Raw genomic sequence first — 25341 nt, forward strand, 5'->3', positions numbered from 1 at the left:
TTGATTATTAAATGTGGTATTCGTGAGTATTATTGACCAATTGTATTCCCAAGATTCTAAGAATCTAAATATGACGTTCATAAAAATGTTATATCGTTCGCGCATTTTCAGTGACGATCGACGTAAACAATATCCTGGCAATGTAATTCAGTATTTATTAATGCAAGTTGAGAAGATAAATCCTGTTCTTAGCGCCAAAGAAGGAGAATATACAATAGAAGAATGGATAGAATACAAGCAAGTTTGTGCTAAAAATGCGACCTCCTTAATTAATAGCAGTACCATTGATTCCTTTGCTCCAAGAGACGCATCCACCTCGTTACATCGAATGGCTAAACTAACCCTCTCCAGTGTTCAACTCGATGCTTTACAAGATAAAGTTTTGCTTTTGCTTAGAGAGCTCAAGTTAAAGATAAAAGATGTTAACGCACAAGATATTGCCAATAGTCTATGGGCGCTAGGAAAATTCTGTGAAAGCGGCCATTTGAATGGCGTAGAACTGAAAGAAGAGGTTTTGATATTATTGCAACAGCTTGTTTCAAAGAAAGATGCCCACGCACAACATATTGCCAATAGTCTATGGACGCTAGGAAAGCTCGCTGAAAGCGGCCATTTGAATGGTGTAGAACTGAAAGAAGTGGTTTTGAGGTTATTGCAACAGCTCCTTTTAAAACAAGATGCCAACGCGCAAGGTCTTGCCAACACTCTATGGGCGCTAGGAAAACTCTCTGAAAGTGCTCATTTGAATGGTGTAGAACTGAAAGAAGTGGTTTTGAGGTTATTGCAACAGCTCGTTTCAAAGAAAGATGCCCACGCGCAAGAAATTGCCAATAGTCTATGGGCGCTAGCAAAACTCTCTGAAAGCGGTCATTTGAAAGGTATAGAACTGAAAGAAACCGTTTTGATGTTATTGCAACAGTTCGTTTCAAAGCAAGATTCCCACGCGCAACATATTGCCAATAGTCTATGGACGCTAGGAAAACTCTCTGAAAGTGGTCATTTGAAAGGTATAGAACTGCAGGCAGAGGTCTTGATATTATTGCAGTTCATTTCGAAGAAGGATGCCAACGCGCAAGAAATTGCCAATAGTCTATGGGCGCTAGGAAAACTCTCTGAAAGTGGTCATTTGAATGGTATGGAACTGAAAGATGAAGTTTTGATATTACTGCAACAGCTCGTTTCAAAGAAAGATGGCGATGTGCAAGCTATTGCCAATAGTCTATGGGCGCTAGGAAAAGTCGCTGAAAGCGGGCATTTGAATGGTATAGAACTGAAAAAAGAGGTTTTGATTTTATTGCAACAGCTCGTTTCAAAGAAAAATGCCAATGCGAAAGATATTGCTAATAGTCTATGGTCGCTAGGAAAACTTTCTGAAAGCGGTCATTTGAGTGGTGTAGAACCGAAAGAAGAGATTTTGATTTTATTGAAACAGCTCGTTTCAAAGGAAGATGCCAACACGCAAACTATGGCCAATAGTCTATGGGCGCTAGGTATTCTCCTTTGGGAAAAGCAGGTAGGTGAGGAATTACAAAATGGAATTTTTTCTTTATTAACAAACATTTTCAAAAATATAGATAAACTTACAATTGCTCAAAAAAACCAATGTTTAATGGGTATTGGTTTACTAAAAATGGATAATAGACTGGATGTGGAGGCTTTAAGGTCTTTGATAAATAACTGTAAGCCTGAAAGCATGCTGACCCCTAGGATCATTCAATCGTTGGTTCCCCACGGAAAAGAATATGCGTTGGAGGCGTTTGTCGACGGATTTTTTGTTGATATTTTGATCCCGGAAACAAAAGAAATTATAGAAGTTGACGGTAAGCAACATGAAAACCACTGGCAGTCTTGTCTTGATCAGTTTAGAGATAAGGTATTAACAAACAGAGGATATAAAATTCGACGAGTCTCTTCAAACTATTGTGCGACAAACGTTCCCGAGGAAAAAGCGCAGAAACCGGCTATGGGTGGTAGCAGAACCCCAAGATTTTTTGATTCTTCTCATAGGCCGCCAGAATCCGAGTGCGTTCCTCCACCTGAGCCACCCCGGCATCATACAACTGCATACCGCGGATAAACTGCGGCACGTTGGCATGTTGTATTGTCAACTAACACTTAAGGCTAATTGCAAGCACCTGACTCGGATGGCGCGATGGGAGTCACCTCTATTGCCCTCCGAGTCATAACAAATGTTCATCCCAACCAAGCAGTCCTTACTAATGATTTATCTATTTTGCCTCATTTGTGCTATCATCGAGTCCAATTTGATTATTAAATGTGGTATTCGTGAGTATACTTGACCAACTGTACGCCCAAGATTCTAAAAATTTAAATATAGCGTTCATAAAAACGTTGTATCGTTCTCGCCCCTTCAGTGACGATCGACGTAACCAATATCCTGGCAATGTAATTCAGTATTTATTAATACAGGTTGAGAAGATAAATCCTGTTCTTAGCGCCGAAGAAGGGAAATATACAACAGCAGAATGGATAGAATACAAGCAAGTTTGTGCTAAAAACGCGGTCTCCTTAATTAATAGCAGTACCATTGATTCCTTTGCTCCAAGAGACGTATCCACCTCGTTACATCGAATGGCTAAGCTAACCCTCTCCAATATTCAACTCGATGCTTTACAAGAGAAAGTTTTGCTTTTGCTTCACCAGTTCAGGTCAAAGATAAAAGATGCCCACGCACAAGCTATTGCGAATAGTCTATGGGCGCTAGGAAAACTTTCTGAAAGCGGTCATTTGAATGGTGTAGAACTGAAAGAAGAGGTTTTGATATTATTGCAACAGCTCGTTTCAAAGCAAGATGCCCACGCGCAAGAAATTTCCAATAGTCTATGGGCGCTAGGAAAACTCTCTGAAAGTGGTCATTTGAATGGTGTAGAACTGAAAAAAGAGGGTTTGATTTTATTGCAACAGCTCGTTTCAAAGCACGATGCCAACGTGCAAGAAATTTCCAATAGTCTATGGGCGCTAGGAAAACTCTCTGAAAGCGGTTATTTGAATGGTGTAGAACTGAAAAAAGAGATTTTGATTTTATTGCGACAACTCGTTTCAAAGAAAGATGCCAACGTGCAAGCTATTTCCAATAGTCTATGGGCGCTAGGAAAACTCTCTGAAAGCGGTCATTTGAATGGTGTAGAACTGAAAGAAACGGTTTTGATGTTATTGCGACAACTCGTTTCAAAGAAAGGTGCCCACGCGCAACATATTTCCAATAGTCTATGGGCGCTAGGAAAACTCGCTGAAAGCGGCCATCTGAATGGTGTAGAACTGAAAGAAACGGTTTTGATGTTATTAAAACAGCTTATTTCAAAGAACGATGCGCACGCGCAAGAAACTGCCAATAGTCTATGGGCGCTAGGAAAACTTTGTGAATGCGATCATATGAATGGTGTGGAACTGAAAGAAACGGTTTTGATGTTATTGCAACAACTCGGTACAAAGAACGATGCCAACGCGCAACATATTGCCAGTAGTCTATGGGCTCTAGGAAAACTTTCTGAAAGCGGCCATTTGAATGGTGTAGAACTTAAAGAAACGGTTTTGAAATTATTGCAACAGCTCGTTTCAAAGAACGATGCCAATGCGCAACATATTGCCAATAGTCTATGGGCGCTAGGAAAACTTGTTGAAAGCGATCACTTGAATGGTGTGGAACTGAAAGAAACGGTTTTGATGTTATTGCAACAGCTCGTTTCAAAGAACGATGCCTATGCACAAGCTATTGCCAATAGTCTATGGGCGCTAGGAAAACTCGCTGAAAGCGGTCATCTGAATGGTGTAGAACTGAAAGAAACGGTTTTGATGTTATTGCAACAGTTCGTTTCAAAGAAGGGTTCCCATGCACAAGAAATTGCCAATAGTCTATGGGCGCTAGGAAAACTCGCTGAAAGCGGTCATCTGAATGGCGTAGAACTGAAAAAAGAGATTTTGATTTTATTGAAACAGTTCGTTTCAAAGCAAGATGCCCACGCGCAAGTTATTGCCAATAGTCTATGGGCGCTAGGAAAACTCGCTGAAAGCGGTCATCTGAATGGTGTAGAACTGAAAGAAACGGTTTTGATGTTATTGCAACAGTTCGTTTCAAAGAAGGGTTCCCATACGCAAGAAATTTCCATTAGTCTATGGGCGCTAGGAAAACTTTCTGAAAGCGGTCATTTGAATGGTGTAGAACTAAAAGAAGAGGTTTTGATTTTATTGAAACAGCTCGTTTCAAAGAACGATGTCAACACGCAAACTATGGCTAATAGTCTATGGGCGCTAGGTATTCTCCTTTGGGAAGAGGATGTAGGTGAAGAATTACAAAATGGGATTGTTTCTTTATTAACAAACATTTTCAAAAATATAGATAAATTTACCGTTCCTCAAAAAAACCAATGTTTAATGGGTATTGGTTTACTAAGAATGGATAATCAATTGGATGTGGAGGCTTTAAGATCTTTGATAAAAAGCTGTAAACCTCAAAGCATGCTGACCCCTAGGATCATTCAATCGTTGGTTCCTCACGGAAAAGAATATGCGTTGGAGGCGTTTGTCCACGGGTTTTTTGTTGATATTTTGATCCCGGAAACAAAAGAAATTATAGAAGTTGACGGTAAGCAACATGAAAACCACTGGCAGTCTTGTCTTGATCAGTTTAGAGATAAGGTATTAACAAACAGAGGATATAAAATTCGACGAGTCTCTTCAAACTATTGTGCGACAAACGTTCCCGAGGAAAAAGCGCAGAAACCGGCTATGGGTGTTAGCAGAACCCCAAGATTTTTTGATTCTTCTCATAGGCCGCCAGAATCCGAGCGCGTTCCTCCACCTGAGCCACCCCGCCATCATACAACTGCATACCGCGGATAAACTGCGGTACGTTGGCATGTTGTATTGCCAACTAAAATTTAAGACTAATTGAGACGCCTTACTTGTGATCACGGGTAAGGTAGCGCGTCTATGTAGATAGGACTATGCTTAAAGGCATGATTCTATTGTTATGAGGAAACGTCTATGGCCAGGGAAGTGGATGTAGCTATTATTGGTGCCGGTACCGCCGGCTTATCCGCGTATAAGGAAGTAAAAAAAAACACAAACAATGTGGTTGTTATTGATAGGGGCCCACTTGGCACGACCTGCGCTCGTGTGGGTTGTATGCCTTCTAAAGTCTTATTGCAAGCGGCTAATTATTATCATCACCGCCACCATTTCAAAACTATGGGAATTTATGGCGCGGATTCTGTCCACGTCAAAATTTCAGACGTTCTCGCTCACGTGAGGGAGATGCGCGATCGCTTTACTCAAAGTGTGGTTGAATTCACAAAATCATTAGATGACCACTTTATTTGTGGTGAAGCTCAACTCATCGCCAAGGATTTAATTCAAGTCGGGCAACAACAAATCCAAGCGAAATCAATTATCCTTGCTACCGGATCACGCAGTGTTGTTCCGGAATCTTGGCGTTTTTTTAAAGATAAATTATTAACCAGTGAAACGATTTTTGAACAACAAGATTTACCTAACGAACTGGCAGTTATCGGTGCGGGTAGTATTGGATTAGAATTTGGCCAGGCCTTATCTCGGTTAGGGATTAAACTTACCATTTACAATGAAGGCAATTTTATTGGAGGGTTAACGGATCCCAAAGTCAATGAGGTGGCCGTTGATGTATTTAAAGAGGAATTTTCTTTGGTTTTAAATGAAAAAGTTTCATTAACCATGGAAAATGGCTCGTTAATGATTGTACGAGATAAAAAAACACCCATAGAAAAAGTGATTGCTGCTATCGGAAGAAAACCCAATCTTGATGGTCTAGGGCTAACAGCGCTTGGAATTGTGCACGATGAAAAAAAACTCCCTGTATTTGATAAAACTACGATGCAAATCAAGGATACTTCCTTGTTTATCGCGGGTGATGTCAACCAAGAGCGACCTTTGCTTCATGAGGCCGCGGATGAAGGCCGGATTGCTGGCTTTAATGCGGTGAATTCAACGCAATGCTTTCGCCGTCGAACCCCTCTTCGCATTTTGTTTACAGAGCCAAATATCGCTGTGATTGGACAATCGTTTAAAGAACTAAAAGAAGAAACTATTGTGATTGGTGAGGTGGACTATTCCAATCAAGGTCGTGCTAAAATCATGCAGGAAAACAAAGGTATACTGCGAATTTATGGTAAGAAAAAAACAGGAGAGCTACTGGGTGCTGAACTCATCGCGCCTGATGGGGAACACATGGCTCATCTTTTAGCCTGGGCTATTTTCAAGAAATTAACGGCGTTCGAGGTCTTGCAAATGCCGTTCTATCACCCGGTGATCGAAGAAGGAATGCGAACAGCGTTGCGTGATTTAGCTCGTCAAGTTGAGGCACAATCCAGCTCATTTGATTTGGCTATGTGTGATAGTGAAGCCGTTCATCCATTGTCTTAATGAGGTTCAGCAAATAATAGCGAGATCATCTATGTCAATTGCTCATTCAAACGTTAGTATCTTCAGGTGGAATGGGTATATTTGCTATTATCAAATTAATTTACAATACTAAAAGCGTCGCTGAAATTTCGCTTTTGGGATAACTTACGCGATGCTTCTAGGATATTATACTATTCATACAGGAATAAATATGAACCCGATCAGCCGAGGATCAATACAAATAAAAGGATTTGACAATCCTGAAATGGATTTTCAGTTACTACGACAGCTCGGAGCCACCTCTGCGAACGCTGCATCGGTAGGTGAGTGCTTCAATATTGCTGATAAAATACGAGAGGGTAACACCGAAGACTGGGTAAAAGCTTTTGAGCAACAAGCGACCTGGCAAAAAGAAGATGGTCTTGAGCGATTAAGAAAAAATCATGTGGTTAGTGGCCGACAACAATTATTTAAAGCGTGTAATTCTTTTCGTGCGGCTGAATATTACACCTCGACGCTTTCTGAACATCACAGGCGATTGGGGTTGAGCTCTGCAGAATGTTTTGTCACTGCAATAGGCTCTATGGATGTTCATTTTGAAAGTCATTCACTCCCGTATAAACATATTTATCTTCCCGTTTATTTTATTTCTCCTGAGAACGATGGCCAGAAGCGCAAAACCATTTTAATTGTAAATGGGTTTGATGGCACCTTAGAGGAGTCATTTTTCATGAATGGCCTAGCAGGTATCGAACGTAACTATAATGTGATTTTATTTGCAGGTCCAGGACAAATGGATATCTTTAGAAATGACCCAGATACGTATTTCGAGCCTGATTTTGAGCATGTTGTTGCCAAAGTCATTGATGCCTTTGAGTTTCGCGAAGAAGTGGATATGGAGCGCTTAGCGCTATTAGGTATTAGTATTGGAGGTTATTTTGCGACTAGGGCGGCAAGTCATGAGCCAAGAGTTAAAGCATTAATCGCCAATTCACCCGTGCTTGATGTGCATGCGTATTTATCTTCATTTACTGGAATGGATCCTGCTGAGATGTCAGATTCTGATGATTTTACAATAAATGATCTAAAAAATATTCCAGATGCTGAATTTCCAGAAGAGCTTAAAGTTCGTAGCGAACAATTAATGATTCGATACGGTCGCCGTTCCTTTAAAAATACCTTTATTTATATGAGGGAGTTTAACGTTGGAGAGGCTTTAAATAATATCGACTGCCCTAGTCTTGCTTTAATCGGAGAAGGTGAGGGACCTGAGCCTAAGAGACAATATGAGGAGTTTTGTAAAACACTAAATGCCAATTGTTATCAATTCACTGATTTTGAAGGCGCGAGTTCTCATTGTCAGGTTGGAAACGCAGCTTTTGCCAGTGCAGTGATGTACGATTGGTTAGATGATTTATACCCGTGATCGTTCAAAATGCGTGTTTTTACGCGCCTTTATTGTTTGTCCTACTGCATTTTAAAAAGCGAGTAATGGCTCATTTCCTTGCGAGTTTTTTAAAATGCAGCACGGCGGAAAAGAAAAAGCATACATCACGCATTTTGGAAGATCACGGGTATATAAATTAATCCATTTACAGGGGAATTTTTATGAGCAAGATTATTCGTAGCATTCTGGCAGGATGTGCTTTAATGATGTTATTCGGGTGTCAATATATGCCTGGAGAGGGGTTGTTTCAACTTCGTCCTAACGATCCTCAAATCAGCACATCCGTGCAACAGGCTTTAAAAAGCAGCCCTGATTTACGCCCATTTACGTTCCATGTTGAGACTTCTGAAGGCGTAGTCTATTTAAGCGGTTACGTAAAAACGATTCGTCAAAGCGATACGGCTGAAATGATTGCTCGTCAAGTCCCTGGCGTGGCTTCAGTAGAAAATAACATTGTGGTCAGAAAGTAGAGCTTGCTGAAAATGCATGGTCCAGTTTTAGGTAATACCTAAAACCGGACGACTATTCCTCACAGGATTGACCGAACATGGCTAATGCTTTTTCAAGATAATCGGAAAGAAAAGGGTGCCCGAGTAAATAATCGGTCAAGTTCGAGGGCAGGTTATTAATAGCGGCTGCCCTTGCATCTTCCCATTCCACGAAGTCTTCACGACCAAGATACATCAAGGCTAATAAATCCACCCGCTTGTCATAGGGCAGAGATACGATCGCATTTTTTATTTCTAGGTAGGTGAGATCATCGTAATGATCCGCTAACACTTGCGCCCAATCATATTCGTATTCGGTATTGGGACTCGCTTCTGGAATGCTCACTTCTTCCTTTGCGTGAAACTCTTTAGCCCGTTGTATCAAGTTGCACACAATGACTGGATTAATAGTCAGCTCGTTTAAGTCAAACATGGGACAATCCTTTGTCGGGTATTTATTCTTTAAGTATAGGCAACGTCTCCTAAACTTGTCTAAACTTAATCTTCGATATGATCTAAATCATGCGCTAACAGACGTCTATTCGCCCTAAAATAAGTTAACGGCGAATGTTCTAAAAGATCTGCTAATTTTTCCATGTAAATGCAGGCGAAACGATCAACCTGATAGGCAAAATAACTTTCTTCAGCCCCGGTTCGAAAAACTCGTCCCCAAGTTGGGTTATAAAACTGATGTTGCTGCTGGATAAATTGAGCAATATGCTTATCAAGTGCAATGATTTCTTCTTGTATGGCGTCTAGCTCTTCATCATATTTATCGGTTCGCTCTTCAAAACTTTTGGTCTGTAAAACGACCGCTTTATCTTCTAGTTTGCGCTTAATTTTCATATGAGCAACAATTTGTTCCTCAATGGGGCGTGCTTTTACTTGCGCTTCAATTTCTTCGCCAAGCTCCTCCACAACCAAAGCCGTGCGCCAATTGCAGTCTTTCTTCAAACGCAGTATATCCCCATAAATATGATCCCCTATGTATAAAATTTCATCTCCTATTAAGTCGAGATCTTCGGTAAATTTAGTCGCATAACCGCCTTGATAAATCCCCGGGGTAATAGGACCTTCTGTATTAGTCATCATCCCATCATTTGGATTAATCTTCAAAAAACGGCTTTTGTCATAAAAGAAACGAGGTTTATTGGCGAGTGTTATCACGTATTCAAATAAATCACACCAAGTTTTCCCTGGTTCTAAATACGGCGTGATTGCAAATTCAAGCAATTGCTTTGCGTATTTATAATCAGAATTGGTTAGAATAAATATTTTTTTACCGTGTTTAATATAGCGCTTAAGACCAAGAACGACCTCTTCATCACAAATGATGAAATCATCGGGCGATTTAATAATAGTTTGTTTTAAATGACCAGTGGCATGGACTTCGTCTACGCCCTTTAACACATCCAAAGCAAGCAAATGATAACTGGGTAACAAGTCAGGGTGCTCATCTTTGTAATCAACAAGCTGGCCGTATAAAACACAAAACGCAATTGAGAACGAGGTATCAATCGCCATGTAATTGGGATCATTCAAATCCACATAAATGCTGCGATAAAACTCTTTTTGATCAGTAAATTTAATAGGTTTTGTGCCATGAAAACTTTGACGAATAGCAGCGTAACGACTCAATTTTAAAATATTGCCATTTTTGCTATCCACAACTAATCCGCGTATCGCATCCTCGAATTTGAATTTGAACGCTTTAATTGCTTCTGGGTAATTTTTTTCTTGAATCAGGTGTTCAATAACGAGTTTATATACTAATCGTTCAAAGTTTTCTGTTTTGTAACGTATTAACGTGTGATCCATATCTAAACCGATGTATTTGATTTTTTTCATATTCAAAATTCGGTTTACAAAAACATTTTGCCTCATGATTATTCCTTAATACATTTATTTTTGGTTTAGGCACGACGTTGAAATAGAAGATAAAATCAAGGTTATGCGCTGTTCAACTGGAGCAGGCGGAATGCGGATGACTTGATAGCCTAAATCCCTATAGGCCTGGTAGATATGTTCCCCTATTTTGCGAGCTTCGACTTCATCTTCATGGCGTATTTCATCATAAATAACAGGTAGCCCTTCTAAATAAAACACATAAGCATATTGATACAATCGCATCTTTTCCATGACTTGGTCTGTTTCAAGCTGATAATACCGATAATACGCTAAACTATCCGGAATCCCTCGATCAAAGAAAATTAAGGCATCAGACGGTAGTTGGTTTTCCCGAGCCATTTTCAGTTCTAAAATTTTATTTTGGACAATATATTTGCCTCGATAATTATCAAAGGCTTCTGGATCCTCATTCAGTAATTGTTTTAAGTAAGCTCGTGCAATCTCTGGTGCCGTTTGAAATCCTCTCACAGATAAAGCATTGATAATAGTCGTTTTTCCAGAGGAAGGCGCACCAGTAATAACACACCAATTTGTTTTTTTTAGTTTTGAGTGAATAGCTGAAATACTCCGGTTAAGCACATTGAAAAAAGTGATTTACTACAAGCCTAAGTATATCCCTCATTAAATCGTTCGTTAAGTGGCTTTAGAGAGGATTGTTCTGTCCAAAATAAGCGATTCAACCACATCAGGCTCAGCTAAGGTGGATGTATCGCCAAGTTCATCAAATTCATTTTCCGCTATTTTTCGAAGAATACGCCGCATGATTTTACCCGAGCGTGTTTTAGGTAAAGCCTGAGCCCACTGAATAGTTTTTGGTTTTGCTATCGGTCCAATTTCATCGCGCACTTTTTTAATAAGTTCCTCTTTTAAGGATTCAGAAGGGCTTACGTTCGCTTTGGTGGTTATAAATGCATAAATCTCTTCGCCTGTAATTTCATTAGGAATGCCAACCACGGCCGCTTCTGAAACAGCAGGATGAGATAATAATGCGCTTTCAAGTTCTTCACTGCCTAGCCTATGGCCTGAAACTTTAATCACATCGTCTGTGCGCCCAACAATCCAGAAATAACCTCGCTCATCGTAATAAGCTGCATCCCCAGTTAGGTAATATCCTGGAACCTCTTTAAAATAAGCATCGACAAAACGCTCATGATCGCCATAAATTGTTTGCATCATGCCAGGCCAAGGTTGTTTAATAACCAGTCTGCCTTGTTGATTCGGTTCTACAGGCTTGCCTTGTTCATCGACCACCTCTGGCATCACCCCAAAAAATGGCCATGATGCTGATCCGGGCGCTAACGGAGTCGCACCAGGCAAAGGGGTTATCATGATTCCACCTGTTTCAGTTTGCCACCAGGTATCCACAATAGGGCAACGCTTCTCGCCAACCACCTCAAAATACCATTCCCAAACATCAGGATTAATCGGTTCGCCAACAGAGCCTAATAATTTAAGGCTGTTGCGGTGGGTTTGTTCCACGAAAGCATCTCCTTCGCGGCGTATGGCACGAATGGCAGTTGGAGCGGTATAAAAAATATTAACCTGGTGTTTATCAATGATTTCCCAAAAGCGGGCATAAGTTGGGTAATTAGGAACCCCTTCAAACATTAAGGTCGTCGCCCCACTTGCTAAAGGCCCATAAATTAAATAGCTATGCCCAGTAATCCAACCCACATCCGCGGTACACCAAAAAATATCACCATCATGATAATCAAAGACGTATTTAAAAGTTGTGGCGGCATAAACCATGTATCCGCCAGTGCCATGTAAAACCCCTTTGGGTTTCCCTGTTGAGCCAGAGGTATATAAAATAAATAAAGGATCGGATGAATCCATGGTTTCTGCTGGACAATTATCACTTACCTTAGACATCGCTTCGTGATACCAGATATCTTTTTCTGTATTCCATTGGATTTGGCCACCAGTCTGTTGAATGACAATCATATGCTCAACGTCAGGACAATCTTGCAGGGCCTTATCTGCATTCGCTTTAAGTGAAACGGTTTTTTCACCCCGAACGGCTTCATCGGCGGTAATAAGAAGCTTGCATTGCGCGTCTAAAATCCGAGTTTTTAACGAGTCTGGAGAAAAGCCGCCAAAGACCACAGAATGTATCGCGCCAATTCGTGCACAGGCTAGCATAGAAATAGCGGCTTCGGGGATCATCGGCAAATAAATGCAAACCCGATCGCCTTTCTTAACGCCAAGATGTTTTAATACATTGGCAAATTTACAGACTTCAAGATAAAGCTCGTTATAGGTGAGGGTTTTGCTTTCATTTGGATTATTGCCTTCCCAGAGGATTGCGATTTGATTTTTGCGTTGGTCAAGATGGCGATCAAGACAGTTATAACAAGCATTCAGTTGCCCATTTAAAAACCATTTGACCTTTAAATCGTTAAAGCCGCCTTGTAAGACTTCTGACCAAGGTTTGAACCAGGTTATAAATTCTTGTGCTTGATCTGCCCAGAATCCCTTTGGATCCTCAATCGAATGTTGATAACGCTGATGGTATTGTTTTTCGTTAATCAACGCTTGGTTGGCAAATTGTTCTGGCACAGGATAAAGTTTATCATGGCTCATTGTTATCTTCCTTGGGTTAATTCACAAACGCGTTATTGAATATTGAAGAATTTAAGTATTATTAATCAAACTCTGGATGAAATAAATGAGGCTTTTAATTAGGAGCTCCACAGAGATGAGCTTCCTAATTAAAAAGATTTAACTTAATCCCCGACTACCCCATGTTTTTTATGATGAACACGTACCGTTTCATCAAGTCCTGCCGCTTCCGTGAGAGCAGCCACATTTTCTTTGGTGAAAAATCCATCGAATCCATGACAGCGCTCAACGTACTCGGTAATCAGTAAGGATAAGGGTGAATGTTTGGAAAAAATTTGTTGTAAATCTGGGGTATCACCACAAGCTCCAAAGACTTTGGCCAAAAATCCAATATGGGCCGAATCACGTAAAACACTGATGACATAGTCAATATTTTTACCTCCGCTTGGATGATCGCCATCGACCACTTCCATTGCGATATGATGCATTCGTCGCCCATAATTGCGAACAAAGTTTTCTGTTGGCATGGGTAAATTTTTAAACGAATTAACCATATACGGTGTATTGTTTGCCGTAAATACTTTCGCAGGAGAACGAATATCATTTCCGTGCAAGCAACGATTCACATTCGTAGATGAATTCATATCATCAATATTGTAAGCGCCCCAGAAATAATAATTTGAAAGGCAGAGAAATTCTAAAATGGCATCTTCACGTTCGCCTGCAAGGATTCGAGTGGCCATATGATCAATGCCCTTAATGAGGGGCTTAGTCCCCTTGTCTTTAGTAAATTGATCAACTTTGTCTAATTCTTTTTGTTGCGTTTCGGTTAAGGAAAAAGGTTGTCCTAACTCCAGGGAATCAAAATTAAATAGATCGTCGCTGGTATAGCCAGTGCTGTTAAACGTCAGATCGGACATGCGGGTAAATTGAAAATGCTGATTGCAATAAAATTTATTTTCAGTAATGTCAGGATCGTGAAAGTTAAAATCATGAGACATTAAGATTTTCTTGGTTTCTTTGGTGTCTTTGGTTTTGAAAATCTCACCCACGTATCGGGCATTATATTTTTCGCGCGCATTAGGATACATTTTATTAACCCGCGTAATATCGTCTTTAAAATTGGGGTCTAATGGTTCCATAACAATATAAATTGGGGCTTCTTGAATATTGGTTAGGCAATAAATTTTATGCGTATCACTGATGTAACTTGCGGCATAACGATATGGGGTCATTAAATACAGCTCTTTTAAATAGTCTAATGCATCTCCGGTTTGAACTTGCACGACCACAGCTGCCATATCGCCCAATAAATCGTCTAATCCGCTCGATTTTCTTCGCTCGTATATTTTAATGCGGTATTCATTAAAATAATCAGAATTTTTTTTATCACCCTTTGGGTCATAGGTTAAAGGATTAATCATGGTTCGCTCCTATGGGTTAATCGGTAATGTAAGATTGGTATTTTGGCTCCCACATAGTTTCATCAATGGCTTTTTTAATTTCGACATCGGTTTTATTTTCAACATGTCCTTCTTTAATGGCTTGTAATATCACCGCCTTCGCAATGTGGCGACTTACCGACCGGATCGTATGTAACTCAGGAAGCAATCTTCCTTCACCTGTTTTATTAGCAGGGGCCAACTCACTTAAGGCCATGGCTGCGGCCATCATCATCTTGTTCGTGACCCGCTTCGCTTTACCGGCCACAACACCTAAGCCTACGCCTGGAAAAATATAAGCGTTATTGCATTGAGCGATCTCTATGGTTTTTCCATGAATTGTAACTGCGTCAAAAGGACTTCCCGTTGCCACCAGTGCTTTGCCATTGGTCCAGTGCAATAAATCATGAGGGGTTGCTTCAACTCTTGAGGTTGGATTCGATAAAGGAAAAATAATGGGTCGTTCACAATATTCGGCCATGGTTTTTATCATAGATTCGGTAAATTGCTTGGGCTGACCAGAAACCCCCAATAAAATTGTGGGTTTCGCATTGTGAATTACATCGGTAATACTGATTGCTCCTGAGCTTTGTAAACGCCAGTCTTTTAAGTCCTCATGTTTACGGGCGAATGGCTTTTGGAACGGTAATAAATTATCCATGCCATCATGAATTAACCCGTTTCTATCCACTAAATAAAAACGATCGCGGGCTTCTTCTTCACTCAAGCCCTGATTCATCAAGGCATGAACTAATTGCTCACTGATTCCACATCCAGCAGAACCCGCACCTAACAGTGCAATACGATGTTCTTTAAGCGGGACTTTACTGGTTTTAGTGGCAGCGATAATCCCAGCTACCGCTACTGCTGCGGTTCCTTGTATGTCATCATTGAACGTGCACAGTTCATCTTTGTATTTGTCGAGTAAAGGGTAAGCATGTTGTTGAGCGAAATCTTCAAATTGAAGCAACACTTGAGGAAAATGTTTTTTTACGCTTTGAACAAAATGATCCACGAAGTCGTAGTATTCTTCGCCCGAAAGTCGCGTGTGTCGCCACCCTAAATATTCAACATCTTCTAAACGTTCTTTATTATTGGTTCCAACATCAAGAACAATCGGTAACGTCTCAGCAGGGTTGATGCCTCCACAAGCCGTATAAAGTGATAATTTACCGATAGGAATTCCAAGTCCGCCCACGCCTTGATCGCCTAGTCCTAAAATTCGTTCACCATCCGTTATAACAATGGCGCTCACCTTACGAAGTTTTGCGACAGCACTTAATATATCATCCATCTTGTCGCGCTCAGGATAACTGATGAATAAACCTCTAGGTTGGCGATAGATATGATGGAAGTACTGACACGCTTCCCCAACGACCGGGGTATAGATAATTGGCATCATTTCTTCAAGATTATCCAACACAAACCGGTAAAAAAGCACTTCATTGCGATCTTGTAGTGCTCTTAAGTAGATATGTTGCTCTAAGGGAGTGGTCTTGGCGGAAAAAGCATCTCTACAACGTAATAATTGTTCTTCTATAGTCTCAGTATTACAAGGGAGCAACCCTAACAGATGAAGTGCTTCCTTTTCTTTTGCGCTAAACGCCGTTCCTTTATTAAGAATAGGATCGCGTAATACATTTTGACCGCGCTTCGATACCTTTATCACCATGTCCTTACTCCCTGGATAAATGAATAAATTTAAATATAGATTAAACTATAGCAAAAAAAGAAAAAAATTTTGAAAGCACGTAAACTACAATCTCGCCTGCTGCAAAAAAATTGCACAAAAAGGATACCAATCCTCAGGAATTTTTGTTATAATTTGCGCCACTTTATAGTCCTCTTTATGGAGTGGTTTTGTCAGATTCGTTAGCAGTTGATTCACGCGTTCCACTGCCGCGTGGTGATTGGATGGCTTGGCTGGTTTGTCTTTCAGCCGGTTTATTTTTCTTCTACGAGTTTTTCCAGCTTAATCTCTTTGACGTGATTAACCAACCGTTGCGGGAATCATTTCATATCGATGCAGTACAACTAAGTTGGATGTCCAGTACCTATCTATGGGCAGATATCCTATTTCTACTTCCTGCGGGCATTATTCTCGATCGCTTTTCCACGCGTAAGGTTATTTTGAGTGCGATGTTTGTCTGCGTATTCGGCACGGTTGGGTTCGCATTAACCGGCTCCTTCGTCATGGCTTCTTTTTATCATTTTTTATCAGGAATCGGGAACGCATTTTGCTTTTTATCCTGTGTGGTTCTTGTCTCTCGCTGGTTTCCACCCAGACGTCAAGCTCTGGTGATTGGGTGTTTGGTGACCATGGCGTTTATCGGGGGCATGATGGCCCATACCCCTCTGGCTTATTTAAATGAGCAATTTGGGTGGCGAGACTCCTTGTTAATTGATGGAGGCTTAGGCGCACTGTTATTTCTGTGGATCTTATTCTTTGTTAAAGATCACCCATATGACCATGTAACTCATCAAACCGTTTCTTCTGAACATACTGCATCACCAAATTTTTTAAAATCCTTAGTAAACCCGCAAAATTGGTTGGCTGGTCTTTATACCTCCTGTCTTAACCTTCCCATTATGGTACTTTGTGCGTTGTGGGGCGTTAGCTATTTGCATGTCGTACATCATTTGTCTCCCATGGTGGCTAGTAACGTAGTCAGCATGATTTTTATAGGAAGCATCATTGGATGTCCGGTGGTTGGTTGGCTATCTGATACGATGGGGCAGCGTAAGCCTTTAATGATACTTGGAGCAATCGCTACACTCATTACGGTACTTCCCTTATTCTTAGGGATGTCTTTTTCCTTGGAAAAACTAAGTATTTTATTTTTTGCTTTAGGATTTTTTACAAGCACACAAATTATCTCATACCCTCTGATTGCAGAAAGTAACGACTCTGCGAATACTGGAGCAGCAACTGGAATCGCTTCTGTGATTATCATGGGCGGTGGTGGCGTTGGTCAGGTCTTATTTGGCAGCTTAATGAAGCATCATGCAACCTCCCATCTTTATACGTTAGCTGATTTTCAATATGCCATGTGGATGTTCCCTATCGCAACCTTAATTGCATTGGTTGCGATTTTGTTTACGCGAGAAACCTACTGCAAACCTTACAAGTGAGGAATCGTTATGCAGCAAATGATTGAGGATTACAATCAATTCCATCAAATCAAAAAGGCTTTTTTGCCTTGGCTGGTTTGTTTTTCCGCGTCATTGTTTTTCTTTTATGAATTTATCCAAGGTAATATGTTTGCCTCCATTGCAGACGAGATTATGCGAGATTTTCATATTCAGGCCGACAAGATGGCTTATTTGTCCAGCATTTATTATGTCTCAAACGTTCTGTTCCTGTTTGTAGCTGGGATCTTACTGGATCGTTTTTCAGCCAAAAAAACCATTATCGTGGCGATGATTTTATGTGTGTTGAGTACTTTTTTACTGGCATCCTCTCATTCTTTATACGTGGCTTTGTTTTGTCGCTTCATAACGGGTATTGGCAGCGCTTTTTGTTTTCTAGGGCCTATGCGTATTGCTTCGCGATGGTTTCCGTCACAGCGGATGGCCATGGTGACTGGCGTTGTCGTAACCATCGCTATGACTGGTGGCATGATTTCACAATATCCTTTAACGTTATTAGTGATGCATCATGGTTGGCGTGAATCTTTAGTTTACGTTGGATGGTTAGGGTTGGTTTTATTGTTGTTCATGATGTTTGGAATAAAAGATAAGCCAATTCACTACAATGAACGTGTTGCCTTGCCGCAAAGTATGATGGCGTCTGCTAAAAGCGCATTCTTTAATATGCAGACGTTACGTGCCGCGTTATACACCAGCTTAATGAATATGGCAGTGGCTGTGTTTGGGGCCATGATGGGGTCTTTATATCTGATGCAACGTTTAGGCGTTGGTAAAGAACAAGCAGCCATGGTGAATTCAATGTTGTTTTTAGGCGCAATTTTAGGTGGTCCCCTCATTGGTTGGGTTTCAGATAAGATTGGTCGACGCGTTATGCCCATGAAATGCGGCGTTGTTGCCTCTTTGATAACCATTGTAGCCATTTTATACCTCCCCGTTTCGGTGAGCTTAATGGCGGTTTTATTTTTCTTATTAGGATTTTTTACCGCAGCACAAGTGATAAGCTATGCTCTTGTTGCAGAAAGCAGCCCTCCGGCTATGACAGCGACCGCCTTAAGTCTTATTTCTATTTTGGCTCAAGGAGGATATATTGTTTATCAGAACGTCTTTAGCCGAATTTTGATGTGGCATGGCGAAATGCAAATGGTTAATGGTGCGCCGGTATACTCGTTTGGTGACTATCAAACGGCGGCCTTACTCATTCCATTCGGATTAATTCTTGCGTTTGTCGCATTATTTAAATTGAAAGAAACCCATTGCCAGCCAGTTCAACAAGGATAAAAGCGCATGAGTGCTTCACGAGTATGTATTTTATTAATGGATTCGTTTGGCATCGGCGCAAGTCATGATGCAGATCAATACGGTGATGAAGGCGCTGATACCTTTGGGCATATTTATCAAACATGTGAAGAAGGCAAAAGTGATAAAGAGGGTTTGAGGCAAGGTTCATTAGCTCTTCCTAATTTAGCTCGATTAGGGCTTTATCATGCTGCCATGGCAAGTACTGGTGTAAAACGTTATGACTTAGCGCAGTTACCAGAGCCAGAAGGTTATTTTGGCTATGCCGTTGAACAAAGTCTTGGTAAAGATACGCCGAGTGGCCACTGGGAACTGGCTGGTGTGCCCGTATTATTTGAATGGGGATATTTCCCAGAGACGATTCCTTGCTTTCCTTCAGAATTAATTGAAGATCTGATAAAAGAAGCGCATCTTCCAGGCGTGCTTGGTTTGAAACATGCTTCTGGAACTGAAATTATTAAAGAATTAGGTGAAGAGCATATTAACACCGGTAAGCCCATCGTATATACCTCTGCTGATAGCGTATTTCAAATCGCAGCGCATGAAGAGCATTTTGGTTTAGAGCGGTTATATCATGTTTGCGAAATCGCGCGTAAATTAGTAGATGCGTATCAAGTAGGTCGAGTTATTGCAAGACCTTTCACAGGTGAGCCAGGATCATTTGTTCGAACTGGAAACCGTAAGGATTACGCAACACCACCGCCTCATCCAACCCTGTTAGATTATTTGAAAGAAGCCGGTAGAGAAGTGATTGCCATTGGCAAAGTGGCCGATATCTATGCTCATCAAGGCGTGACCCAAACTATTAAAGCGCATGGCAATATGGCTTTGTTTGATGCAACCTTAAATGCCATGCGAAACGCGCCTGAAGGCAGTTTAGTGTTTGCTAACTTTGTTGACTTTGACTCTTCGTACGGACATCGTCGCGATATCCCTGGATACGCACATGCCTTAGAAGAATTTGATGCACGGCTTCCCGAGCTTGAAGCGCTTTTAAAACCAAATGACATCGTGGTTATTGCAGCAGATCATGGTTGTGATCCCACCATGCCTGGATCGGATCATACTCGTGAACATATTCCTGTATTAGTTTTTGGCCCCGAAGTGAGCAGTCGATTCATTGGTCGGCGTGATACCTTTGCGGATATTGGTCAAAGCATCGCAGACTATTTAAACATTAAACCGTTGCCAAATGGTATCTCTTTCATTAGTAATCCATGATTTCTTCTGTATCGTTTGCTCAGTTTTCTTCAACGCTCGGTTTAAAACTTACTTCCTTACGCCGTGAAGTACTTTTTATTCTCTGGCAGGCTGAAAAGCCGATGAAGGCTTATGATGTGTTAGAACAGCTTTTAAAATCTAAGCCTAATGCAAAGCCACCCTCCATTTACCGAGCCTTGGATTTTTTTCTTTCTCAAGGGGTGGTTCACAAAATCGAGTCCATTCAAAGTTATACCTTATGTTGTGAACCTGACAAGCAGTTGGTTTCTGAAGTACTGATGGTCTGCGATCATTGCCGGCAAGTAACTGAAATGCACGATCCAACATTACAAGCCCTTGTCTTAACACTCACTGAGGCCCATGCCTTCAAACTACGACAAGATGTGATTGAATTAAAGGGGCTTTGCAAGCAATGCCGGGTTCAAGACGCTGTCTCTAAGTAATTTTTATTTCATATAAAGATGGCCAATACTTTCCCGTCACAAGAAAGGACTGATGCCTCGGATTGTACGCTATACCATTAGCAACACAAATATTTAAAGGACAATCTTGCGTGGGCTTTAATGATTCAATATCAAGCCAGCTTTCAACCTGACCGGATAATGGCGAAACTATGAGGATAATGGAAGTTGGTAAAACATTAGCGTAGATTTTATCATTTGCATATTCGAGCTCGTTTAATCCAGAAAGGAGTTTATCTTGAATTTTAACGGCTACTTGTTTTAATGGCTTAAAGGTCGTGGATGATAGATAAGTCAGAATTCCCGAGCCATTACTCATAATCAGTTGATTATTTGCCGAAGTAAGTCCCCATCCTTCACCGTTAAATTGAAAGCTTTCTTTTAAAGTTAACATTGATTTATCAAACACAAATCCTTCATGTTCACGATAAGTAAGGAGATAAAGATTGTTTTTGATAATCGCAATACCTTCACTAAAGCAATCCGAAGGGATGTTAAGCTGCCTTATAGGCTTCATTGTTGGAAAGGCCTTGATGCTGATCTTGGAGTGACCATATATTCCCTGGCTTTCGTAAAGCTTGTCTTCATCAAAAAGTAAGCCTTGAGTAAAACTTTGTGTGTCATGCGGATAGATATGAACGACTTTAAAATCATATTTTGGAATAGCGTACTTGATGAGCGCGTTTTTAAGCTTTAATGAATCGATGATTTCAGAACAAGCTATAGGTGAGACCACCATCATGATTAGAATGGTAAGTATCAAGCCTTGAAACGATGCTCGATTATTTAAATCGTTCACAGAATTCTAACCCCGATGATTGGTTATTGGAACGTTAGGTTTTTGTAGCATATTAAAAAAAGAGAATAAACTCTATCAAACCTTGATTTTTATACAGCTGACCCCATTTAATCTATTTTGAATGTTGTGAGGGCAAATTTTGGAACAATTTCGTGGCACGACTATTTTGTCGGTAAGACGGGGTGGAAAAGTAGTTATTGGCGGAGATGGCCAGGTTTCTTTGGGCAATACGGTGATGAAAGGTAATGCTCGCAAAGTTCGCCGCCTTTATAAAGATAAAGTGATCGCTGGTTTTGCTGGCGGCACTGCCGATGCATTCACGTTGTTTGAGCGGTTTGAGAGTAAGCTTGAAAAACATCAAGGTCACCTGGTTCGTGCTGCTGTAGAATTAGCAAAAGATTGGCGCACGGATAAAATGTTGCGTCGTCTGGAGGCCCTGCTGGTGGTTGCCGACAGTAAAGCTTCGTTGATCATTACTGGAAATGGGGATGTGATAGAACCAGAAAACGATTTAATGGCAATCGGTTCAGGCGGCCCTTTTGCTCAGGCTGCTGCTCGAGCTTTATTAGAAAATACAAAATTGTCGGCAAAAGAAATCGTTGAAAAAGGATTAACAATCGCCGGCGAAATTTGTATATATACCAACCACAATATATCTATCGAAGAATTAGACAGTGAGTAATTTCATGACCAACAGAAAATCAATGATGACACCCAGGGAGATTGTAGAAGAACTGGATCGTCACATTATTGGCCAAGATGAGGCCAAGCGAGCCGTAGCTATTGCGCTTCGTAATCGCTGGCGTCGTATGCAAATTAAGGATCCTGCTTTACGAAGTGAGATCATGCCTAAAAACATATTAATGATTGGGCCAACGGGCGTTGGCAAAACAGAAATTGCCAGACGCTTAGCTCGTTTAGCCGAAGCACCTTTTATTAAGGTTGAAGCGACGAAATTTACAGAAATTGGCTATGTTGGCCGTGACGTGGATTCGATTATTCGTGATCTAGCTGATTTTGCTGTGAAACAAGAACGCGAATTGGCTATGAAGAAGGTCCAAACCTTAGCTGAAGATGCGGCTGAAGAGCGAGTCTTAGATGCACTATTGCCTACCGCGAGAGGTAGCAATAAAGATGAAAAAGAATCGACTACTCGTCAAACCTTCCGTAAGCATCTGCGTGAAGGAAAACTTGATGAGACTGAAATTGAAATCGATGTAGCCGCCTCACCCGTCGGTGTAGAAATTATGGCGCCTCCTGGTATGGAAGAGATGACGAATCAATTGCAATCCATGTTTCAGCAAGTCGGCACGGGTCGCACGAAAACGCGCAAATTACCTATTGGTAAAGCCATGAAAATGCTCGCGGAAGAAGAAGCAGCCAAGTTAATCAACGAAGAAGATATAAAGGCTCGCGCCATTGAAAACGTGGAACAAAATGGCATTGTGTTCATCGATGAAATCGATAAAGTAGCCAAGCGGCCCGACCATGGAGGCGATGTCTCTCGTGAAGGGGTCCAGCGCGACTTGCTCCCTTTGGTGGAAGGAACGACGGTATCAACAAAATATGGCATGATTAAATCGGATCATATTTTATTTATTGCGTCTGGTGCATTTCATGTGTCCAAGCCTTCAGATTTAATTGCTGAATTACAAGGTCGCTTACCCATCCGCGTTGAATTAGAGGCCTTAAGTGTAGAGGATTTCGTTCGAATCTTAACCGAACCTGATGCGTCATTAACAGAGCAATATATTGCATTAATGGACACTGAAGGTTTAACGCTATCCTTTAATGAATCAGGAATTCGGCGTGTTGCGGAAGTTTCATGGGAAGTAAACGAACGGACTGAAAATATTGGCGCTCGTAGGTTATATACGGTTATGGAACGGCTTCTTGAAGTCATTTCCTTTGAAGCAACAGATCGTTCAGGGGATTCTGTAATGATTGATGAAGCGTATGTCAATCAGCATTTAGGAAAGCTGGTAGCTGATGAAGACTTAGCGCGTTATATCTTGTAAATTGAGAGAAAACAGTATCGTAACCCAGGAGTGATCATGCCATGATCATCCTGGATTGAGTTTCCGGGCCATCCAAGCGACAAAAAAAGCAAAACCATACCTAATTAAATCAGTAAACCTTGATAGCGCCTATTTTATTCGTTAACGACTAAACTTTTTTTAAACAGTTGATTTAAGCTAATATCAAGGTTCTGTTTAAGATCTTTATCTGCCCCTGCAATAAGATGATGCCAATGTTTTTCCAGCAGTGAATCACGCTTCACGATTTCTTCGGTATTGGGCAATCGATAGGGCAGAAGTTGGATTAATTCATATAAGGTTAAATGGTCTAAGTCCCTGCTTAAAATATAATTGCCATCTTCCGTTGTTTTGATTAATTTGAGTTCAATAAATTTGGCGACCATATCACCAACATCCACAGCAAAAGGATGCTTGCTAGTATTAATCAACGCATCAAGGGTGACACTTTTGCCTTCACGTTGCGCTAGCCACAATTGATGGAGCCATAATAACGCTTGAGAAAAGCCATCTACAGGTGTTCCTTTACGACGTTCATAATTGACTGCTAAGGCATAACTGATTTCAGCACCTATCAGCGTAATTAACCACACCCAGTAGACCCAAACAAAAAAGATAGGAATGATGGCAAAGGCGCCATACAGTAATTCATAGGTATTGTACTGTGATAAATAATAGGCAAATCCTTTTTTGGCTGATTCAAATAAGAGGGTCGCCACCAACGCCCCAGAAAATCCATGCATCACTTGAACACGGCAATTAGGAACGACAACGTATAGAAAAGTAAACCCGATCAGGGAAAGAATGGAAGGAAGGAGTACTATGAGCACAATGGGAGCGTGGTATTGCCTAGTAAACGGCATGGAAAATATATAAGAGCTCGCAGCGACACTTAATCCAAGAAGAAAAGGACCTAATGATAAAATTCCCCAGTAAAGCAAAAACGCTGAAGATCCTCGGCGAGCGGAACTTACTCGCCAAATTTTATTCATCGAACGTTCTATGGTATACATGACTAAAAGAGCGCTGATAATTAAAAATACCACCCCAATCATTGAAAGCTTAGATACTTGTTTAGTAAAAATTAAAAGATATTCCTGAATCGCTTTCCCGGTTGCTGGAACAAAATTTTCAAAGATAAAATCCTGGATAGGCTCTCTTAAATTATCAAATACCGGAAACATCGACAAAATAGAAAAACTAACTGACATTAACGGCACAACCGCCAAAAGACTTGTAAAGGTTAATGCCGAAGCGCGATAGGTACAATCATCCTCTATAAAGTGATTAACAACAAAAACGACGAAGTGCTTTGCTTCAAAAAATTTACGTTTTAAATAATGAATTAAGTCCCTATTATTCATGCCTTGCCAAAGTTTATGATATGTATATCCTCATTCTAGCTGAAGCTTAAGGATTTTCACCATCGCTTTTTTTATACATACCCATTCCACCTGAAGAGATAGAAAGTAACTCTATTAATTTCTTCTTTGATTGACTATCATCATCACTTTTCTATGAGAAAGAGCAATTTTATGGCAAAACCATATATACTTGTATTATATTATTCCCGCAGTGGGTCGGTCGCGAAACTTGCCCAATATATAGCACGTGGGGTTGAACGCGTGGATGGAATCGAAGCGAGGATTCGTACCGTTCCTCCAGTGTCGACTACGATTGAAGCGGTAGATAAACCAATTCCTGATAGTGGTGCACCTTATGTGACCCTAGAAGATTTACAATATTGTGCAGGTCTTGCCTTAGGAAGTCCTACGCGTTTTGGTAATATGGCATCCCCCATGAAGTATTTTCTTGATACTACAAGCGCTTTATGGTTATCAGGCGATTTAGTCGACAAACCTGCATGTGTGTTTTCTTCTTCTGCATCGATGCATGGAGGCCAGGAAACCACATTAATTACGATGATGCTACCCCTATTGCATCAAGGGATGATAATGGTTGGTCTTCCTTATACTGAACAGTCCTTGAACGTGACCGAGTCAGGCGGTACACCTTATGGCGTTACGCATGTTGCAGGTGTGAATAATGATAAACCGGTTACGGAAGATGAAATTTCATTGGCTAAACACTTAGGGGAGCGCGTAGCCAAAGTTGCTTTAAAAATACGTTAGGTG

20 protein-coding genes are annotated in these 25341 nt (G+C 40.9%); 12 read left to right on the top strand and 8 right to left on the bottom strand.

From position 1 onward, the window contains the following. Positions 1-22 precede the first annotated feature (22 nt). The 5 genes from E1O47_RS09310 (at position 23) to E1O47_RS09330 (ending at position 8313) form a co-directional block, all read left to right on the top strand. Complete coding sequence (locus tag E1O47_RS09310) at positions 23-2077, top strand: DUF559 domain-containing protein (RefSeq protein WP_133130986.1); 2055 nt, start codon at positions 23-25, stop codon at positions 2075-2077. A 209-nt stretch (positions 2078-2286) separates the two neighbouring features. Continuing rightward, positions 2287-4860, top strand: coding sequence for a DUF559 domain-containing protein (locus E1O47_RS09315; RefSeq protein ID WP_133130987.1), 2574 nt, complete (start codon positions 2287-2289; stop codon positions 4858-4860). A 144-nt stretch (positions 4861-5004) separates the two neighbouring features. Continuing rightward, on the top strand, positions 5005-6417 hold the full coding sequence (locus E1O47_RS09320) for a dihydrolipoyl dehydrogenase (RefSeq protein WP_133130988.1): 1413 nt from the start codon (positions 5005-5007) through the stop codon (positions 6415-6417). Positions 6418-6607: 190 nt separating this feature from the next. Further along, positions 6608-7822, top strand: coding sequence for an alpha/beta hydrolase family protein (locus tag E1O47_RS09325; RefSeq protein ID WP_133130989.1), 1215 nt, complete (start codon positions 6608-6610; stop codon positions 7820-7822). Between the two features lie 182 nt (positions 7823-8004). Beyond that, on the top strand, positions 8005-8313 hold the full coding sequence (locus E1O47_RS09330; RefSeq protein ID WP_133130990.1) for a BON domain-containing protein: 309 nt from the start codon (positions 8005-8007) through the stop codon (positions 8311-8313). 52 nt (positions 8314-8365) lie between these two features. Here E1O47_RS09330 and E1O47_RS09335 read toward each other — a convergent pair whose 3' ends face one another. The 6 genes from E1O47_RS09335 to E1O47_RS09360 form a co-directional block, all read right to left on the bottom strand. Next, positions 8366-8764, bottom strand: a complete 399-nt coding sequence (locus E1O47_RS09335) for a DUF3775 domain-containing protein (protein WP_133130991.1) — start codon at positions 8762-8764, stop codon at positions 8366-8368. A gap of 65 nt (positions 8765-8829) precedes the next feature. After that, on the bottom strand, positions 8830-10215 hold the full coding sequence (locus tag E1O47_RS09340) for an HAD-IG family 5'-nucleotidase (RefSeq protein WP_133130992.1): 1386 nt from the start codon (positions 10213-10215) through the stop codon (positions 8830-8832). Positions 10216-10233: 18 nt separating this feature from the next. Continuing rightward, positions 10234-10818 (bottom strand): AAA family ATPase, encoded by a 585-nt coding sequence (locus E1O47_RS09345; RefSeq protein ID WP_165475090.1) that lies wholly within the window; start codon positions 10816-10818, stop codon positions 10234-10236. A 54-nt stretch (positions 10819-10872) separates the two neighbouring features. Then, positions 10873-12822 carry an acetate--CoA ligase gene (gene acs, locus E1O47_RS09350; protein WP_133130994.1) on the bottom strand — a complete coding sequence of 650 codons (1950 nt, stop codon included), beginning with the start codon at positions 12820-12822 and terminating at the stop codon, positions 10873-10875. Positions 12823-12965: 143 nt separating this feature from the next. Beyond that, a complete protein-coding gene (locus E1O47_RS09355) occupies positions 12966-14225 on the bottom strand; it encodes a hypothetical protein (protein WP_133130995.1) in 1260 nt (419 codons plus the stop codon). 16 nt (positions 14226-14241) lie between these two features. Continuing rightward, the gene (locus E1O47_RS09360; protein WP_133130996.1) at positions 14242-15915 is read right to left on the bottom strand and encodes an NAD-dependent malic enzyme; all 1674 of its coding nucleotides are present in this window, start codon (positions 15913-15915) and stop codon (positions 14242-14244) included. 188 nt (positions 15916-16103) lie between these two features. Here E1O47_RS09360 and E1O47_RS09365 point away from each other — a divergent pair, with 188 nt between their 5' ends. Genes E1O47_RS09365 through E1O47_RS09380 form a run of 4 tightly spaced genes read left to right on the top strand, consistent with a single transcriptional unit; the run spans position 16104 to position 20353 of the window. Continuing rightward, positions 16104-17375 carry an MFS transporter gene (locus E1O47_RS09365; RefSeq protein WP_165475091.1) on the top strand — a complete coding sequence of 424 codons (1272 nt, stop codon included), beginning with the start codon at positions 16104-16106 and terminating at the stop codon, positions 17373-17375. Between the two features lie 18 nt (positions 17376-17393). Next, entirely contained in the window at positions 17394-18671 is a 1278-nt protein-coding gene (locus tag E1O47_RS09370) for an MFS transporter (protein ID WP_133131024.1), read from the top strand. Between the two features lie 6 nt (positions 18672-18677). Beyond that, a complete protein-coding gene (locus E1O47_RS09375) occupies positions 18678-19910 on the top strand; it encodes a phosphopentomutase (protein ID WP_133130997.1) in 1233 nt (410 codons plus the stop codon). Continuing rightward, positions 19907-20353 (top strand): transcriptional repressor, encoded by a 447-nt coding sequence (locus E1O47_RS09380; protein WP_133130998.1) that lies wholly within the window; start codon positions 19907-19909, stop codon positions 20351-20353. Before E1O47_RS09375 ends, E1O47_RS09380 begins: the two co-directional genes overlap by 4 nt. On the opposite strand, the gene E1O47_RS09385 is transcribed toward E1O47_RS09380, so the two are convergent. After that, positions 20346-21170, bottom strand: a complete 825-nt coding sequence (locus E1O47_RS09385; protein ID WP_133130999.1) for a glutaminyl-peptide cyclotransferase — start codon at positions 21168-21170, stop codon at positions 20346-20348. The two genes, E1O47_RS09380 and E1O47_RS09385, sit on opposite strands and share 8 nt — an antisense overlap. A gap of 139 nt (positions 21171-21309) precedes the next feature. On the opposite strand from E1O47_RS09385, the gene hslV reads away from it, so the two are divergent. Both hslV and hslU read left to right on the top strand, forming a co-directional pair. Further along, positions 21310-21852, top strand: coding sequence for an ATP-dependent protease subunit HslV (hslV, locus tag E1O47_RS09390; RefSeq protein ID WP_133131000.1), 543 nt, complete (start codon positions 21310-21312; stop codon positions 21850-21852). Between the two features lie 4 nt (positions 21853-21856). Next, on the top strand, positions 21857-23188 hold the full coding sequence (gene hslU, locus E1O47_RS09395) for an ATP-dependent protease ATPase subunit HslU (RefSeq protein WP_242602091.1): 1332 nt from the start codon (positions 21857-21859) through the stop codon (positions 23186-23188). 134 nt (positions 23189-23322) lie between these two features. Here hslU and E1O47_RS09400 read toward each other — a convergent pair whose 3' ends face one another. Further along, positions 23323-24570, bottom strand: a complete 1248-nt coding sequence (locus E1O47_RS09400) for a YihY family inner membrane protein (RefSeq protein ID WP_133131001.1) — start codon at positions 24568-24570, stop codon at positions 23323-23325. Positions 24571-24741: 171 nt separating this feature from the next. Between E1O47_RS09400 and wrbA the strand changes: the two genes are divergently transcribed. Further along, complete coding sequence (wrbA, locus tag E1O47_RS09405) at positions 24742-25338, top strand: NAD(P)H:quinone oxidoreductase (RefSeq protein ID WP_133131002.1); 597 nt, start codon at positions 24742-24744, stop codon at positions 25336-25338. Positions 25339-25341 lie beyond the last annotated feature (3 nt).

Source organism: Legionella yabuuchiae, from assembly GCF_900640115.1.
Taxonomy (GTDB): Bacteria; Pseudomonadota; Gammaproteobacteria; order Legionellales; family Legionellaceae; genus Legionella_A; species Legionella_A yabuuchiae.